A 14,810-nucleotide genomic window follows, 5' to 3' on the forward strand; every position below is an offset into this window, starting at 1 on the left:
GGGGCTGCGGACACGGTGTCCGCAGCCCCGCTTCCTTTCAACAGCCCGCGTTCAGGCTTCCAGCACCACCGGGATGATCATCGGCTTACGCCGCAGCTTACGGTTGACCCAAGTGCCCACCACGCGGCGCACTACCTGCTGGAGCTGGTAGGCCGTGTGATCGGTGCTGGCCATCACCGCCTGCTCCAAGGCAGCCTCGATCTTCGGCTTGATTTCATCGAAGACCGAGTCGTCCTCGGCCACACCGCGGGCGTGGATTTCGGGACCGGAAACGATTTTCCCAGTGGTCCGGTTGACCACAGTGATGATGGAGATGAAACCCTCATCGCCCAAGATCCGCCGGTCCTTCAGGTCCGTGTCGGTAATCTCGCCGACGCTGGATCCATCCACGTACACGAAGCCGCACTCCACCTGGCCGACAATCCGGGCACGGCCGTCCGCTAAATCAATGACGCTGCCATCGTCAGTAAGCAGCACGTTCCCCGCCGGCACACCGGAGGCCTGCGCTAGTTTGCCATTGGCGATCAGGTGCCGGGTTTCACCGTGCACCGGCATGACGTTCTTGGGCTTGATGATGTTGTAGCAGTAGAGGAGTTCACCTGCGGCGGCGTGGCCGGAGACGTGTACCTTGGCGGTGCCCTTGTGAATCACGTCCGCGCCCAGCTTCAGCAGACCGTTGATGACACGGAAGACGGCGTTTTCGTTGCCCGGGATGAGCGAGGACGCCAGGATCACTGTATCGCCGGTGCCAACCGTGATCCGGTGGTCGCCGTTGGCCATCCGGGACAGCGCGGCCATCGGCTCTCCCTGCGAGCCCGTGGACATCAGCACCACCTTGTTGTCGGGCAGCTGTTCGATGTTCTTAATGTCGACGAGAATGTTCTCAGGCACCCGCAGGTAGCCGAGTTTGGCGGCGATACCCATGTTTCGGACCATGGACCGGCCCACAAACGCCACCTTGCGCCCATGCTTGGCCGCGGCGTCGAGCACCTGCTGCACCCGGTGGACGTGCGAGGAGAAACTGGCGACGATGATTCGCTTCTCGGCCTGGCCGAAGAGCCGATCCAGAGTTGGTCCGATCTCGCGCTCTCCGGTGGTGAAGCCGGGCACATCGGCGTTGGTGGAATCCACCAGGAAAAGGTCCACGCCCTCCTCGCCGAGCCGGGCGAAATGGCGCAGATCGGTGATCCGGCCGTCCAGCGGCAGCTGATCCATCTTAAAGTCGCCGGTGTGCAGCACGGTGCCGCCGGCGCTGCGGATAAACACGGCCAGTGCATCGGGAATCGAGTGGTTCACCGCAACGAATTCGCACTCGAAGGGCCCAAACTTCTCCACCTGGCCCTCGGCGACCGTGAGCGACCAGGGCTTGATCCGGTGCTCCTGCAGCTTGGCTTCGATCAGCGCAAGTGTCAGCTGAGAGCCCACCAGCGGAATATCATTGCGCAGCCGCAGCAGATACGGAACGGCTCCGATGTGATCCTCATGCCCATGCGTCAGGACGACCGCGACGATGTCCTCCAACCGGTTTTCAAGGTACGAAAAGTCCGGCAGGATCAGGTCCACTCCCGGCTGCGTCTCCTCCGGGAACAGCACACCGCAGTCCACGACCAGCAATTTGCCGCCGATCTCAAAAACCGTCATATTGCGGCCGATCTCGCCAATGCCGCCCAACGGAACAATCCGCAGTGTGCCGCTCTTCAGTTCGGGCGGAGTGCGCAGGCCGGGGAGGGTCGTTTGGGTCATGGTTGGAATTCCATTCCAGCTTCCGCCAGGTCAGCTTTGATGCTGGCGATCTCGGCTTCCCCGGGTTCCACGAGGGGAAGCCGGACCACCGAGTTGGACAGGATCCCCTGCCACTGCAGAATCAGTTTCGCTGAGACGGCGCCTTGGATGTGCGTCATCACGGCGCGGACAATCGGATCAAGTTCGAAATGCCGGGCACGCGCGGTGGCGAAGTCGCCAGCGGCGGCGGCATCGACAAGGGCGCGGAACTTTTTCGTCGCCACGTGGGCAGAAACGCTGACCAGGCCGACGGCGCCCGCCGCCATCCATGGCAGCGTCAGGCCGTCGTCGCCCGCGTAAACGTCAAGATCGGTGTTGGCGAGCACGCGGGTGGTCCCCGCGAAGTCCGCCTTGGCGTCCTTGAGCGCCCGGATCCTGGGGTGGTCCGCGAGCCGGATGAGGGTCTCGGTGGCGATGGAAACTCCGGCACGGCCGGGGATGTCATACATCATCACGGGCAGGGAGGTGGCGTCTGCAATGGCCTCCATGTGGGCCTGAATTCCGGCCTGACTGGGTTTGTTGTAGTACGGGGTAACCGCGAGCAGCCCGTCCACGCCGGCCCTTTCGGCCCGCTTGGACATCTCCACCGAATGCGAGGTGTGGTTACTTCCGGAACCGGCGATGACCTTCGCCCGACCTCCTACGGCCTCAACGATGGCGCGGAAGAGGACTTCCTTCTCATCGTCTTCCAGTGTGGAGGTCTCACCCGTGGTACCGGAGATGACCAAACCATCGCAGCCGTCGTCGACCAGCTTGATGGCCAGTTGGGCGGCCGCCTCGAGGTCCATGCTCCCGTCCGCGGCGAAAGGCGTCACCATGGCAGTTACCAGCGTTCCGAAGGGGAAATTGCGCGCGTCAGACTCAACCATGGACAAAACGTTAGCCGCTTGGTCCTGTTTTTGGGGTATCCGCGACGGCCGCCAGGGGACGCACAGGGGACCTCGGAGCCGGCGCCGGAGCTGGTACCGAAAGCAGTCGGAGAAAACCGCTGGGTTTCCGGCGACCATCCCGGCATTTCTCCGACGGCCATGCCTACACTTCACCGGTCCCGGTGCCTACACTGAAAATGTGCACTGGGTACTGGCAAAGGTTGTGGCCGCGGCCTCCGCGTCGGCCAAAATTCCGCCCGCTCTGCGGCATCCGGGAGCAGCACCGGCACGGGGCATAGCCCCGAAAATGCTGTGGCTGAAACTGCTGCGCCGAAGCGCCGGATGGGCGGCCCTTGCGACCGGCTCTGCCGCCGTGACCGGCGGCGGGTTGGTATATCTTTTCCACATCCAGGGCAGGATGGTGCGCCGGGCCATGGACAAGTCCCTGCGGGCCACCGCGCTGGCAGCGGACCGGACCTACCGTAAAAAATTCGGGCGCGAACTGAAGCTTGCTGGTGGGAGATTCCCTCGCCGCCGGCTTCGGTGCAACTGACGCCAAACACACACTCGGCGCCCGCCTGGCCAGGGGTGTGGCCCGGCACACCAAACGCTCGGTCACGCTGCGCACCGTGGCCGTCGTCGGCGACGAAACGTCCATGCTGACCGCCCAACTGGACCGGCTGCCGGCCGGATACGTCCCTGACTTGGCCGTCATCGTGATCGGCAGTAACGACATTGCAAGCCGGACCAGTACGGCTGAATCCGTAGCCCATTTGGCCGGAGCCGTTCGGCGGCTGCGGGCGCTTGGCGCGGAAGTAGTGGTGGGAACGTGTCCGGACATGGGCATGGCACCGGCCATCCCCCAGCCGCTGCGCAGCATGGGCGGCCGGGCCTCGCGCCGGCTGGCGGCAGCCCAAGCCAAGGCGGTGACCGCGGCCGGTGGGCACCCGGTGGCCACCGGCCATGGACTGCGGACGCTGTTTCTTGCCCACCCCGAGCGGATGTTCTCCGACGATCGATTCCACCCATCAAGCCTGGGTTACCGGCGCTCCGCCAAGGCTATGCTGCCCGCGGTGCTGGCAGCCGTGGACGCCGCGGTGCCCGAATTCGCCTGACGCGGGTATCCCGACGCGGGAATATGGTGCTCTCCCGTCCCTCCTGCGCAGCAAAGCGTCCCGCAGGTACTATTCCGGCGAAGCTGCGGCAACGCCTGTTGCCGCTCCCCCACTGTGGCGGGCAAGGAACGGCTCGACGGCGGCCAGCACTTCGGCCGCCGGGGTCAAGGTCGATCCGTGGTTGCGGCCCGGCAGTTCCACCAACCGCGCACCGGGAATGAGTGCGGCCGCGAGCCGGGAATCCTCCAGCCGGCCGGCATCCGCGGAACCGGCGAGCAGCAGGGTGGGCACCCGAACGCCTCCCAGGGACTCCGGCGGAACTCCCCCTTGGACGTCCGTCGCCCGGAAGTACGCCAGCAGCGCCTGGGAATCGTTGGCCAGGAAAGCCCTGCGGGTATCAGGGTCCAAAGGCCGACCCAGTCTCTGCTCCCAACCCGCGACGAAGCCCGGCATCCTCGCCGTCTCCATGGCCCTTTCAAAGTCCGGGAAAAACAGCTCCGCGATGGTCCCGGGGTGGGTCCGGTACGTTCCAGCCACTGAGACGAAGGAGCGGAGCCGGCCCGGATGCAGAGTCGCCAAGGCGAAGCCGATTCGGGCCCCGAACGAATACCCGAGGTAGTGCACCGCCGAATCGGCTGGCCGACCCGCGGCCGCTGTCTCCTCCGGCTGGCCCGCCGCCTCAATGACCGCCAGCGAGTCGGCCACCACCCGGTCCATGGCATAAGCCGCCGGTTCATGCGGCTTGTCGCTGTGGCCGTGTCCGCGCAGATCGACGGTAATGACCCGGTACCTGTTCCGCAGCGCCTGGGTGTAGCCGAAGCCCCGCCAGATGGCCTTGGATAAGGCGCTGCCGTGGACCAGCAACAGCGGCTCGCCGGAACCCGTCACGTCGTAGGCGATACGGACGCCGTCCTCCGGATTGGTGGCGTAGAACGGCATCAGAGCACCGCTCCGTCCGGTGACGTTATGGTGGGCGCTGCAGCGACGGGCTGCGTCGCGAGCCCACTCACAGATTTCATGTCCCTTAACTTACGGGCTTCGATCGAATAGGCGGACCACCGCGGGCGCCGAAGACTGAGTTCGGAAAACGTCCGCTAAACCGATTGCATCGACGTAACCGGTTCGCTAGTATGAGTTAAGTCACAGCATCAGTCCGCTTCCCGGCGGGCTGTGACTCCACCGGGTACACGATTAGACCATATCCGCAGACCATGAACCCGGGTTCTGAAGTGATACCCAGCCAATTCTGTCCCCAAAACAGTCGAGAAAAGCGTCAACGATTCAACGTAACCGGTTACGTCGGACGCGATTCCAAACCGGAAATACTAACCACACAACGAACAAGGGAGATCTGCGATGGGTGAGTACAAAACATCGAGGCGGTCAATGCTGAAATACGGTGCGGGGGTTTTGCTGAGCGCGGCCGCCGTGCCCCTGTTGTCGGCCTGCGGTGGCACCGCAGCCCAGTCCAAAGGGCCGCTGAAGCTCAAAATGTCCTCGTCCATGTCCGGTCAGCCCGGCAACGCCCACAGCACCTGGTTCAACAAGTTCCAGACCACGCTCAAAGACAAGGTGGGCGAGGCCGTCACAGTGGATTATTTTCCGAACAGCCAGCTCGGCGACGAGGCCAAAATGGTTCAGCAGCTTCGCCTGGGGGCCGCGGACATGATGATCTCCGGTTCGTCTATCTGGTCCCAGGTGGCTCCGGAATTCGGTGTTTTGGACATGGGTTACATCTTCGAAAGCTGGGACGCCGTCGGGAAGTCGTTGGACGCGGGCGCCGGAGACAAGCTCTCCGCCATCCTCAAGGACAAGGGCGGCGCACAGATCATAGGGTGGGCTTACAATTTCGGGGCCCGCAACATGCTGACCAAGTCCGCGGTGGCCAAACCCACGGATCTGCATGGCCTGAAGATCCGCACCCTGCAGGCACCGGAGGTCATCGATACCGTCAATTTGATGGGAGCCGTGGCGACACCGCTGCCCACCACAGAGGTTTACACCTCGCTGCAAACCGGCCTCATTGAAGGCCTCGGCCATGACGCGCCCACCATCCTGCAGAACAAGTGGTACGAAACCGCGAAACACCTTGCCCTGACGGAACACATCTTCAATCCCCTCACCATCGTCATCGCGGACACCACGCTGTCCAAGATCCCAAGCGAACACCGCGACGCCTTCATGAGCGCCGCGCAGGACGCAACCGACTACCAGCGAACCCAGGCAGTGGATGCCGAAAAGAAGGCCATGACGCAGCTGCAGGCCAAGGGCGTGACCATAACGAAGGTCGACAAGGCCGAATTCAAGAACCTTGTCAGCCCGTTGTGGGAGAAGTTTACCGGCGAGCACGCGGCCGCGAAGCCCATCCTGGACGCGATCCTGAAACAGGGTTGAGATGCAATCTCCAACCCACCGTATGAAGGCAGCAGTGGCGGCGGCGCCCTCCGCGGCGCCACTGCCCAGCCCTGGCGGGCAGCTCGACCCGGGCCTTCCCGCGGCCAAAGGCCGCCTGGCCCGCTGGCTTGAGCTGGCGATCGCCATCGCCGCCTCGCTTGCCTTGATCGCCAGCCTCGTGGTTGTCTTCATCTCCGTCATTTCGCGCTACTTTTTCAACGATCCGCTGGCCTGGGCCGGCGAGGTCAGCGGCACCATGCTGGTCACGATTGGTTTCCTGGGCGGCGCACTGGCTCTGGCCCGCGGCGAGCACCTGGGCGTGGCCGCCCTACGCAGCCGGCTGCATGGCTGGCTGGGCGAGGTCAACGAAGCGCTGATCGCCTGGGTCGTCGTTCTCGTCGCCGTCGCTCTGTGCTGGTCCAGCAAGGCGATCCTGGCTATCGTGGCGGACCAGACAACGGCCAGCGGCGTACCCGAGGCGTTCAATTTCTATCCGCTTCTGGTCAGCGGTGCCGTCATGGCCGTGTTCGCCATCCTCGATCTGATAAGGCTCAAGCTGCGGGCGCTGCTCGCTTCGGCCGGCCTTCTGATTGCGGTTGCCGTGATCTGGACTTTGTGGGAGTACCTGCTTCCGGCGTCGGCGCCGCTGCCGATTATCCTGTTGCTGCTGGGCTTCGCTGTTGCATTGATCATCGGTGTTCCCATCGCCTTTGCACTGGCCTTCGGTGCCCTGCTGTTTTTCTGGACCGGTGGAAACGCGCCGATCGCCCTGTTTGCCCAGCAAATGGAATCCGGCATCTCCAACGTGGTGCTGCTGGCGATACCGTTCTTTGTCCTCGCCGGTCTGGTGATGGAAATCAACGGTATGTCCAAACGGCTGATCGATCTGTTGATGGTCGGGGTGGGCCGCTCCCGGGGCGGACTGCGCATTGTGATGATCGTGGCGATGGCCCTTTTCTCCGGTATTTCCGGATCTAAAAGCGCGGACGTCGCGGCCGTCGGAACCACCCTGCTGCCGGCGATCCGGAAGGCCGGCCAGGACGACAAGGATGCTGTGGCGCTCCTGGCCGCCACGGCCGTCATGGGCGAGACGATACCTCCATGCATCAACATGATCATCCTGGGCTACGTCGCCAACCTTTCCATCGGTGGCCTCTTCGTTGCCGGAGTGGTCCCCGCGGCGGTGATTGGGATAGCGCTGCTGGTCGTCGCCGTCGCCACGGCACCGAGGGTGGGCCGGGCGTTGAAGGGCGACGACGTCGGCGCGGCCGCCATTGTCCCCCGACGGTCCGGCCTGCAGCTCCTGAAGCTGGCTGGCGGTGCGTCGACGGCGTTGCTCATGATCGTAATCATATTCGGCGGCATTCTGGGCGGCATAGCCACCCCGACGGAGGTTGCGGCCTTCGCCGTCGTCTATGCCTTCGTCGTGGGCGGGTTGGTCTTCCGCGAGATGAAGTCCCGGATGACCGCCTCCTTCTTGGTTCGCTCGGCCTCGCTGTCCGGCATGATTCTGTTCATCGTGGCGGCGGCACAGGCCGTTACCTATGTCCTGACCGCCCAACAGGTGCCGCAGGCCATGGCACAGATACTGGTCGGATTGGCGCACGCGCATGGCACTTGGTTATTCCTCCTGCTCTGCACAGCGATGCTGATCGTCATGGGTTCGGTGTTGGAGGGCGCCCCTGCCCTGATCATCTTCGGCCCGCTGTTGCTCCCTATCGCTGGGGAATTAGGCGTCGATCAGCTCCAATTCGGCATCCTGCTGATCTTGGCCATGGGCTTGGGCCTGTTCTCGCCACCCTTGGGAGTAGGGCTCTATACGGCGTGCGCCATTGGGGGTGTGCCGATGGAAAAGGTAGCCCGACCCATGATGAAATACCTGGCGGCCATTGTCGTCGTGCTGATCGGGATCATATTTATTCCCTGGCTGACGCAGGCCCTGCCACATGCCCTTGGTCTGGGATGATGGCTGCTGTGAACCGGAAAAACGCGGCACCCACGATTCGCGCCGTGGCCAGCGAGGCTGGAGTCTCGGTCGCCACCGTATCGGCGGTCATCAACCAGACGCGCTTCGTCAGCGCGGAGACGGCCCGAAGGGTCAATGAGGCGATCAAACGCAGCGGATACCGTCCCAACCGGTTGGCCCGCGGGCTCAGCACCAGGGAAACCAAGACCATTGGCATCGTGATGCCGACCATCCTCAGCCCGATTGCACCGCTGCTGCTCAAATCCGCGGCCGATGTCCTGCACGAGCATGGCTATGCAGTGCTTTTTTCCAACACCGAGATGCAAACGACGTGGGAAGAGCAGGCGATCGAGCTGATGTTCGATTCGCAGGTGGACGGACTTTTGGTTGTACCCGCCAGCGAAACATTGGAGTCCCTCAAGCTTTTTTCCGATGCCCGCAAACCCGTGGTCCTGCTCCTTCACGGGCTGGAAGGTGCCAGCGGGTGCGACGTGATCCGATCCGGAAACTTCAGGGGATCCTTCGATGCAGTCAATCATCTGATCGGTCAAGGAGCACGGCGGATTGCGGTGCTGGCCCTTCCCCTGGTCAGCGAATCCGAGAAGGACCGCATGAATGGATTCCGCACCGGCGTCTTGGCGGCAGGACGGACCTTGGATCCGGAGCTGATGCGGGTGGGTGCGCCCAGTGAGAGCGGCGCCAGCGAGGACCACGGCTACCGGGAAACCCTTAGACTCATGGATTTGGACGATCCCCCGGATGCCATCTTCGCAATGAACCAGTACATGGCCATCGGCAGCCTCTCGGCGCTCAAGGAGTTGGGCCTGCGGATCCCCACCGACGTGGCCCTGGTGGGCTACGACGACCTGATCTGGACCAAAAACCTTGAACCACCGATGTCCGTCGTTGCCCAACAGGTCGAGCTGATCGGACGGATGGGCGCCACCCGACTGGTCCACAGGCTGGCCGAAAACAACCACCATAGTCCGGCCGAGTCGGTGACCGTTGATACTCAGCTCATCATCAGGGCATCGAGCAATCGCGACGCCCTGACCCCTTCAATCGATATGGAGAATACCCCCAAATGACCGATTTTCTCACCAATAAAAATGTTCTGGTCACCGGCGGAGGCGTCGGCATCGGCAGGGAAATCTCGCTGGAACTGGCCCGGGCCGGCGCCCGGTTGGCCATCACCTATCTGAGCCATGAACCGGACGAGGAACTGGTGCTGGCCATCAAGGAGGCGTCGGGCACAGAGCTGACTGCAGTCAAGCTTGATGCCACCTCGGAAACCGACGTCCGGGACGTCATCAGTGATATCGGCACCCGCTTCGGCAGCATCGACGTCGTCGTCAACAATATTGGTGGCCTCATTCAACGCTCCCCCATCGGACAGATGGATTTCGCGCTCTGGAACAAAGTCATGGCCGTCAACCTCGACAGCGTTTTCCTCGTCACCCACCATGCGCTGCCGTTCATGAACACCGGTTGGGGCAGAATCATCAACGTCGCCTCGTTGGCCGGGCACAACGGCGGCCACCCCGGAGCTGTCGCCTACGGTACCTCAAAGGCAGCGATCTTCGGCTTCACCCGCGGCCTGTCCAAAGAGGTGGCCGCTCTGGGCATCACCGTCAATGCAGTGGCCCCGGGATTCATCGAGGCCACACCGTTCCACGACACATTCACCACCGCCGAGTCGAAGGCCGAAACCATTGCCTCGATCCCGGTGCAGCGCGCCGGCACCCCCGCCGACGTCGCGGGTGCCGTCGCCTGGCTTGCTGCGCCGCAATCATCCTTTGTGACCGGGACAACCGTGAACATCAACGGAGGCCAGTATTTTGCCTAGAAAGCTCAGTCCCCAGTCCGTGCTCCGGAAGGAGCTGGGATGATCACGGCAAGGCTCACCCACCCCGACATGATCGCAGCCCTCGCCGCAGCTGGACACGGCTCTACCGTGCTGCTGACCGATGGGCACTACCCGGCCAAAACAGCGGTTGGGCCCAACTCCCAGACGGTTCATCTGAACCTGACCTCGGGCTCCCCCACTGTTCCAGAGGTCCTCTCGGTAGTGTTGGAAACCATTCCAGTGGAGCGCGCCACAGTCATCAGTCCCAGCGAGGATGCGTTGCCCTCCGCTGTGCAGGAGGAGATAGCGCTTCTGCTTTCCGGGTCGGCTCCGATCGAAAGCGTGCCCCGGCACGCCTTCTATGCCTTGGCCCGTACCCCTGATCTGGCCCTGTGCGTGGTCACTGGCGACAATCGGAGGTTCGCGAACGTACTGCTCACGGTTGGTGTCCTGAAGCCCGTGGAAACCGGCCGCTGAGCCACGGGGCCCCGTACCCCGGCGTCCGCGTGAGGCCTTGGTCGGGACACAGTCCACGGTCAAGTATGTTCAGTGCGGGCGCTCGCTCGGGCGCGGAAGAGCGCGATCGCGTCCCGCATCGCTTTGCGCGCCCGGGTCCGGTCCCCGGCCGCGTCGTAGGCGCAGGAGAGGCGGAACCAGGAACGCCAGTCCGCCGGCGCTTCTTCCGCCTCGGCCTGGTATTTGCGGAATTCCGCGTCGGCGGCGGCACGGACTATGCGTCCACCAGGGGTCCGCGGTAAATTGTCCACCGGCAGCCCTCCCTCGGTCTCCAGCACCCTGGCCATCTTCTCCATCCGGGTCCCAAAGGTCAGCTCGCGCACCAGCGCCCACAGGCCCACCGGCGGCAGCACGACGTAGGCGGCGCCGAGAGCCTTGGCGGTCCAGTTGGGGTCCTGCAGCAGCCAGAAGGACTGCTGCAGCATGACCACGAGGTAAAAAACCAGCAGCAGGCAAATCAGGCCCACCCAGATTTTGGTCCGGGACATCGGCTAGGCCTCCAGGTCCAGGTAGCCGTCCAGGCCCACCGTCAGCCCGGGCCTCGAAGCCACAGTACGCACTCCGATCAGCACGCCGGGCATAAAGGATTCCTGGTTGAACGAATCGTGCCGGATGCTCAATTGTTCGCCGGGGCTGCCCAGCAGTACTTCCTGATGCGCGGTCAGGCCTGCCAGCCGCACGCTGTGCACCGGGATCCCTTCGATGCTGGCGCCGCGGGCGCCGTCGAGCTGCTTTTCGGTGGCGTCCGGAGCTGGCGGCAGGTGAGCGTCGGCCCGCGATGCGGCGATCAGCTCTGCGGTGTGAATGGCGGTTCCGGATGGAGCATCAAGTTTACGTGGATGGTGCAGCTCGATGATTTCCACGGAGTCAAAGTATTTGGCGGCCTTGGCGGCGAAGGCTGTGGCCAGCACGGATCCCAGCGCGAAGTTGGGGGCAATCAGCACACCGGTTTCCGGATGATCCGCCAGCAGTTCGCGAAGGGAGGCAAGTTTGTCCGCGCTCCAGCCGGTGGTCCCGACGACGGCGTGGATGCCACGTTCGACGGCGAAGAACACGTTGGTTTCGGTGGCATCCGGCACGCTGAGGTCGATGGCGATCTGGGTTCCGGCGGACACCAGGTCCTCGAGCGCGTTCCCGCGGCCGAGCGCCGCCACCAGTTCCAGGTCCGGGGCCGCCGTCACGGCCGCCACCGCAGCCTTTCCCATCCGGCCATTGGCGCCCAGGACGGCCACCCGCACCTTGTCAGTCATGCTCCAAGCCTACGCGGAATCGCTGGCCCCTCCGGCACCCACCCACTCGACGGAACCGTCCGCGAAGTACTGCTCTTTCCAGATCGGCACTTGGTCCTTGATCCGGTCCACCAGTTCGGCGCAGGCGGCAAAGGCCAGCTGTCGGTGAGGTGCGGCGACTGCACAGACCAAGGCAGCATCGCCAATTTCCAGCGGTCCCACCCGATGAGCGGCCCAAACGCGCAGGGTCGCAGGCGGGCTGGCGGCGTCGCCGCTCGGGCCGCCGTCGTCGCCGGCGCCGCTCGGGCCGCCGTCGTCGCCGTCGCCGCTGTCGTCGCCGCTTTCGCCGCCGGCTCCCTTCCCACGGCCTCCGGCTCCGGCGGAGAAGTCGGCGAGCACACTGGCGACGACATCGGTCATCACCCGCTCAGCGGTGGGGTGGCCGCTGTAGCTGAGACGCGCCACGTCGCGGCCGCCGTCGTGGTTGCGGACCACTCCGCTGAAGCTGACCACCGCCCCACAGTCGGCCGCATCCACTGCGTCGATGGCCTGCTGCACCGTGATGGGCTCGGCGCTGAGCCGGGCGGAAAGAATTTCAGTGCTCATGGTTGCCTTCCAGCTGGTCACAAAGGTGCGCCAGGAACGGTTCGAGCACGGCCAGTCCGTCCCTAATGCCGCCCGAGGAACCGGGCAGGTTGACGATGAAGGTGTTTCCCACCACTCCGGCATAGCCACGGCTGAGCACCGCGGCCGGTGTCTTCGACCGGCCGGCAGCCCGGATGGCCTCCATGACGCCGGGGATCTCGCGCTCCAACAGGGGATGGGTCATTTCGGGCGTAAGGTCATCGGCGGTGAGACCTGTCCCGCCGCTGGTGATAATGACCGAGGGGTGTTGCGAAATGAGGTGCTGCAGTGCGTCGTGGACGTCCTGTCCATCGGCGACAATCTGCACCGGCAACGACTCGAAACCCTGCCCGGTCAGCCAACTGCCGATGATCGGAGCGCTCGTATCCTGATAGCCACCGGTGGCAGCCCGGGTGGAGGCGATGACTACCCCTGCGCGTCGTACGGTGTTAGATTCTGCGCGGATGCCGGCCCGGCGAACCGCTCCGGCATCGGTGTTAACTCCGGGCATTCCGCCGGATTCGGCACCGGTGTTGACCCCGGATTCCTCACCGGATTCGGATCCGGTGCTCACAGGACCCAGTCCCCGCTCTTACCTCCGCTTTTGGCCAGCACCTTAATGTCTGTGAGCACGGCGTGCTTGTCCACCGCCTTGATCATGTCGTACAGGCTCAGCGCGGCCACCGATGCGGCGGTAAGGGCCTCCATCTCCACTCCGGTGACTGACCGCGTCTTCACCAGGGCCGTAACGGTGATTGAGGTGGCTGCCAAGGCGAAATCGACCGTGACCTTGCTGATGGGCAGCGGATGGCACAGCGGGATCAGCTCCGGAGTCTTTTTGGCGGCCATGATCCCGGCCACTCTTGCCACGGCGAGCGCGTCCCCCTTTGGAAGTTCGCCGGCTCCCAGCAGGCTCAGGACCTCCGCCGTCGTGGCTACGACTGCCTGTGCGGTGGCCTCCCTGGTGGTTTCATCCTTGCTGGACACGTCCACCATCAGCGCCGTGCCGTCTGCGCGCAGGTGGGTCAAGGTGGCCGCTGGCGCCGACTGCGGATGCTTTGTTGAATTGCTCATAACAGCCATACTTCCACTTCCGCGCCGGCGATGAGCTCCACGGCGTCCGCCGGCAGATGAATCATGGCATTCGAGGCCGCGAGGGAGCCCAACAGGTGCGACGACGACCCTCCCACCGGCGTGACGGTGGTCAGCACCGTCGGGTCTCCGTGTCGCAGTGCGCCGGCTTCGATTCCGGCCTGGCTTTCGGCTCCGGGACCCTCCACTCCGGACAGCTTTTCAGCTCTGCTGCGCTTCCGCGCCCCCGCCGGTCGCAATACGGTGCCGGCCGGATCGAGTTGCACGACCCCGCGGCGGATCTGATGCTTGCCGGCCGGGGAGGTCAGATCGGTGTCCAGCCGTGCCCAGATCCGCGTCCGGGGCCGCGGCGAGCCGAGCAATGCGCTCAGTGCCGGCCGCAGGAACATTTCGAACGACACTACGCCGCTGACCGGGTTGCCCGGGAATCCCAGGAAAGGCAGGCCTTCGACAGTTCCAAGGCCCTGTGGGCCACCTGGCTGCATTGCCACGGAGCAGAATTCCACTTCGGCACCAGCCAGCGACTGCTTGACAACTTCGAAGGCGCCCGCGCTAATGCCGCCGGTGGTCAGAATCAGGTCGATTCCCCCGCCGGTGGCGGCATGCCGGAAGACCTCCCGGAGCGTGGCGGGATCATCGGGCACCAGGGCGGCCAGTTCCACCTCGGCGCCGGCTTCGAGCAGGTTGGCGTGCAGCAGCATTGAGTTGGCGTCGAAGATCTTTCCGGGCGGCAGGGCCGTGCCCGGCAGCACCACTTCGTCCCCGGTGGCCACCAGCAGGACGCGCGGCCGACGCCGCACCTGCAGTTCAGTCAACCCCAGGGCGGCGGCCAGTCCCAGGTGCGCGGGACTCAGGCGGGTGCCGGCCGCGAGGGCCAGCCCGCCGGCCTGCACATCGCTGCCGGCGGCACGGACGAACGACCCGGCGACGGTGGCCGGAAGCGCCACCGTGGTCCCGTGGCCCGCGGAATCCGGAAAGGTCGCGGGAACGGCACGCTCGATGGGAACGACGGCGTCCGCGCCGTCGGGAAGCATGGCCCCCGTCATGATCGGTGCAGCAGTGCCCCGAGCGAGCGGGGCGGGAACCGCGCCTGCCGGAATGGTCGGCGCGACGACCAGCTCAGCGCCCTCCGCCAGGTCCGAGGCATTGACGGCATACCCGTCCATCTGGGAGTTCCCGAACGGAGGCAGGCTCAGCGGCGCATGCACATCATGGCTGAGCACCCTGCCCAAGGCCTGAATCAGCGGCAGCCGGGGGCCGTCGTCGTCGAACTTTGAGACATTCCAGGCACCAGCCAGCAGCGCCCGCACCGCCTCCTGGTGGTCTGCTGCGGATCTGCGCATCGTGTCCGTCCTCCCGCACTTTGCCGGCTCTGCC

At 64.6% G+C, this 14,810-nt stretch carries 16 protein-coding genes; 7 read left to right on the plus strand and 9 right to left on the minus strand.

Features of this window, described 5'->3' with window-relative positions; translation table 11 throughout:
- Window positions 1-51: 51 nt before the first annotated feature.
- Together IV498_RS10460 and dapA are read right to left on the minus strand one after the other, a co-directional pair.
- Window positions 52-1,743: a ribonuclease J gene (locus IV498_RS10460; protein ID WP_269046501.1), complete on the minus strand. Its 1,692-nt coding sequence runs from the start codon at window positions 1,741-1,743 to the stop codon at window positions 52-54.
- Complete coding sequence (dapA, locus tag IV498_RS10465) at window positions 1,740-2,651, minus strand: 4-hydroxy-tetrahydrodipicolinate synthase (RefSeq protein WP_269046502.1); 912 nt, start codon at window positions 2,649-2,651, stop codon at window positions 1,740-1,742. The genes IV498_RS10460 and dapA overlap by 4 nt, the downstream gene beginning before the upstream one ends.
- Window positions 2,652-2,874: 223 nt before the next feature.
- On the opposite strand from dapA, the gene IV498_RS10470 reads away from it, so the two are divergent.
- Both IV498_RS10470 and IV498_RS10475 read left to right on the plus strand, forming a co-directional pair.
- A complete protein-coding gene (locus IV498_RS10470; protein WP_269046503.1) occupies window positions 2,875-3,204 on the plus strand; it encodes a hypothetical protein in 330 nt (109 codons plus the stop codon).
- On the plus strand, window positions 3,167-3,766 hold the full coding sequence (locus IV498_RS10475) for an SGNH/GDSL hydrolase family protein (protein WP_269046504.1): 600 nt from the start codon (window positions 3,167-3,169) through the stop codon (window positions 3,764-3,766). The genes IV498_RS10470 and IV498_RS10475 overlap by 38 nt, the downstream gene beginning before the upstream one ends.
- Before the next feature lie 69 nt (window positions 3,767-3,835).
- Here the strand turns inward: IV498_RS10475 and IV498_RS10480 are convergent, their stop codons facing one another.
- Window positions 3,836-4,705: an alpha/beta fold hydrolase gene (locus tag IV498_RS10480; protein ID WP_269046505.1), complete on the minus strand. Its 870-nt coding sequence runs from the start codon at window positions 4,703-4,705 to the stop codon at window positions 3,836-3,838.
- A gap of 417 nt (window positions 4,706-5,122) precedes the next feature.
- Between IV498_RS10480 and IV498_RS10485 the strand changes: the two genes are divergently transcribed.
- Genes IV498_RS10485 through IV498_RS10505 form a run of 5 tightly spaced genes read left to right on the plus strand, consistent with a single transcriptional unit; the run spans window position 5,123 to window position 10,449 of the window.
- Window positions 5,123-6,160, plus strand: coding sequence for a TRAP transporter substrate-binding protein (locus IV498_RS10485; protein ID WP_269046506.1), 1,038 nt, complete (start codon window positions 5,123-5,125; stop codon window positions 6,158-6,160).
- A gap of 1 nt (window position 6,161) precedes the next feature.
- The gene (locus tag IV498_RS10490; protein ID WP_269046507.1) at window positions 6,162-8,126 is read left to right on the plus strand and encodes a TRAP transporter large permease; all 1,965 of its coding nucleotides are present in this window, start codon (window positions 6,162-6,164) and stop codon (window positions 8,124-8,126) included.
- A gap of 8 nt (window positions 8,127-8,134) precedes the next feature.
- Entirely contained in the window at window positions 8,135-9,214 is a 1,080-nt protein-coding gene (locus tag IV498_RS10495) for a LacI family DNA-binding transcriptional regulator (protein ID WP_269046508.1), read from the plus strand.
- Window positions 9,211-9,972 carry an SDR family NAD(P)-dependent oxidoreductase gene (locus tag IV498_RS10500; RefSeq protein WP_269046509.1) on the plus strand — a complete coding sequence of 254 codons (762 nt, stop codon included), beginning with the start codon at window positions 9,211-9,213 and terminating at the stop codon, window positions 9,970-9,972. The genes IV498_RS10495 and IV498_RS10500 overlap by 4 nt, the downstream gene beginning before the upstream one ends.
- A gap of 39 nt (window positions 9,973-10,011) precedes the next feature.
- Window positions 10,012-10,449, plus strand: a complete 438-nt coding sequence (locus IV498_RS10505; RefSeq protein ID WP_269046510.1) for an RbsD/FucU family protein — start codon at window positions 10,012-10,014, stop codon at window positions 10,447-10,449.
- 59 nt (window positions 10,450-10,508) lie between these two features.
- Here the strand turns inward: IV498_RS10505 and IV498_RS10510 are convergent, their stop codons facing one another.
- From IV498_RS10510 to IV498_RS10535, 6 genes are read right to left on the minus strand one after another with little or no spacing between them, the layout of a single operon-like run.
- The gene (locus IV498_RS10510) at window positions 10,509-10,976 is read right to left on the minus strand and encodes a hypothetical protein (protein ID WP_269046511.1); all 468 of its coding nucleotides are present in this window, start codon (window positions 10,974-10,976) and stop codon (window positions 10,509-10,511) included.
- A gap of 3 nt (window positions 10,977-10,979) precedes the next feature.
- Entirely contained in the window at window positions 10,980-11,738 is a 759-nt protein-coding gene (gene dapB / locus IV498_RS10515) for a 4-hydroxy-tetrahydrodipicolinate reductase (protein ID WP_269046512.1), read from the minus strand.
- Between the two features lie 9 nt (window positions 11,739-11,747).
- The gene (locus tag IV498_RS10520) at window positions 11,748-12,323 is read right to left on the minus strand and encodes a molybdenum cofactor biosynthesis protein MoaE (RefSeq protein WP_269046513.1); all 576 of its coding nucleotides are present in this window, start codon (window positions 12,321-12,323) and stop codon (window positions 11,748-11,750) included.
- On the minus strand, window positions 12,313-12,915 hold the full coding sequence (locus IV498_RS10525) for a MogA/MoaB family molybdenum cofactor biosynthesis protein (RefSeq protein WP_269046514.1): 603 nt from the start codon (window positions 12,913-12,915) through the stop codon (window positions 12,313-12,315). Before IV498_RS10525 ends, IV498_RS10520 begins: the two co-directional genes overlap by 11 nt.
- Window positions 12,912-13,415, minus strand: a complete 504-nt coding sequence (gene moaC / locus IV498_RS10530; RefSeq protein WP_442951338.1) for a cyclic pyranopterin monophosphate synthase MoaC — start codon at window positions 13,413-13,415, stop codon at window positions 12,912-12,914. The genes IV498_RS10525 and moaC overlap by 4 nt, the downstream gene beginning before the upstream one ends.
- On the minus strand, window positions 13,412-14,776 hold the full coding sequence (locus tag IV498_RS10535) for a molybdopterin molybdotransferase MoeA (RefSeq protein ID WP_269046516.1): 1,365 nt from the start codon (window positions 14,774-14,776) through the stop codon (window positions 13,412-13,414). The genes moaC and IV498_RS10535 overlap by 4 nt, the downstream gene beginning before the upstream one ends.
- Window positions 14,777-14,810 lie beyond the last annotated feature (34 nt).

It is taken from the genome of Paenarthrobacter sp. Z7-10 (assembly GCF_026932795.1).
In the GTDB taxonomy this organism is placed as follows: domain Bacteria; phylum Actinomycetota; class Actinomycetes; order Actinomycetales; family Micrococcaceae; genus Arthrobacter_M.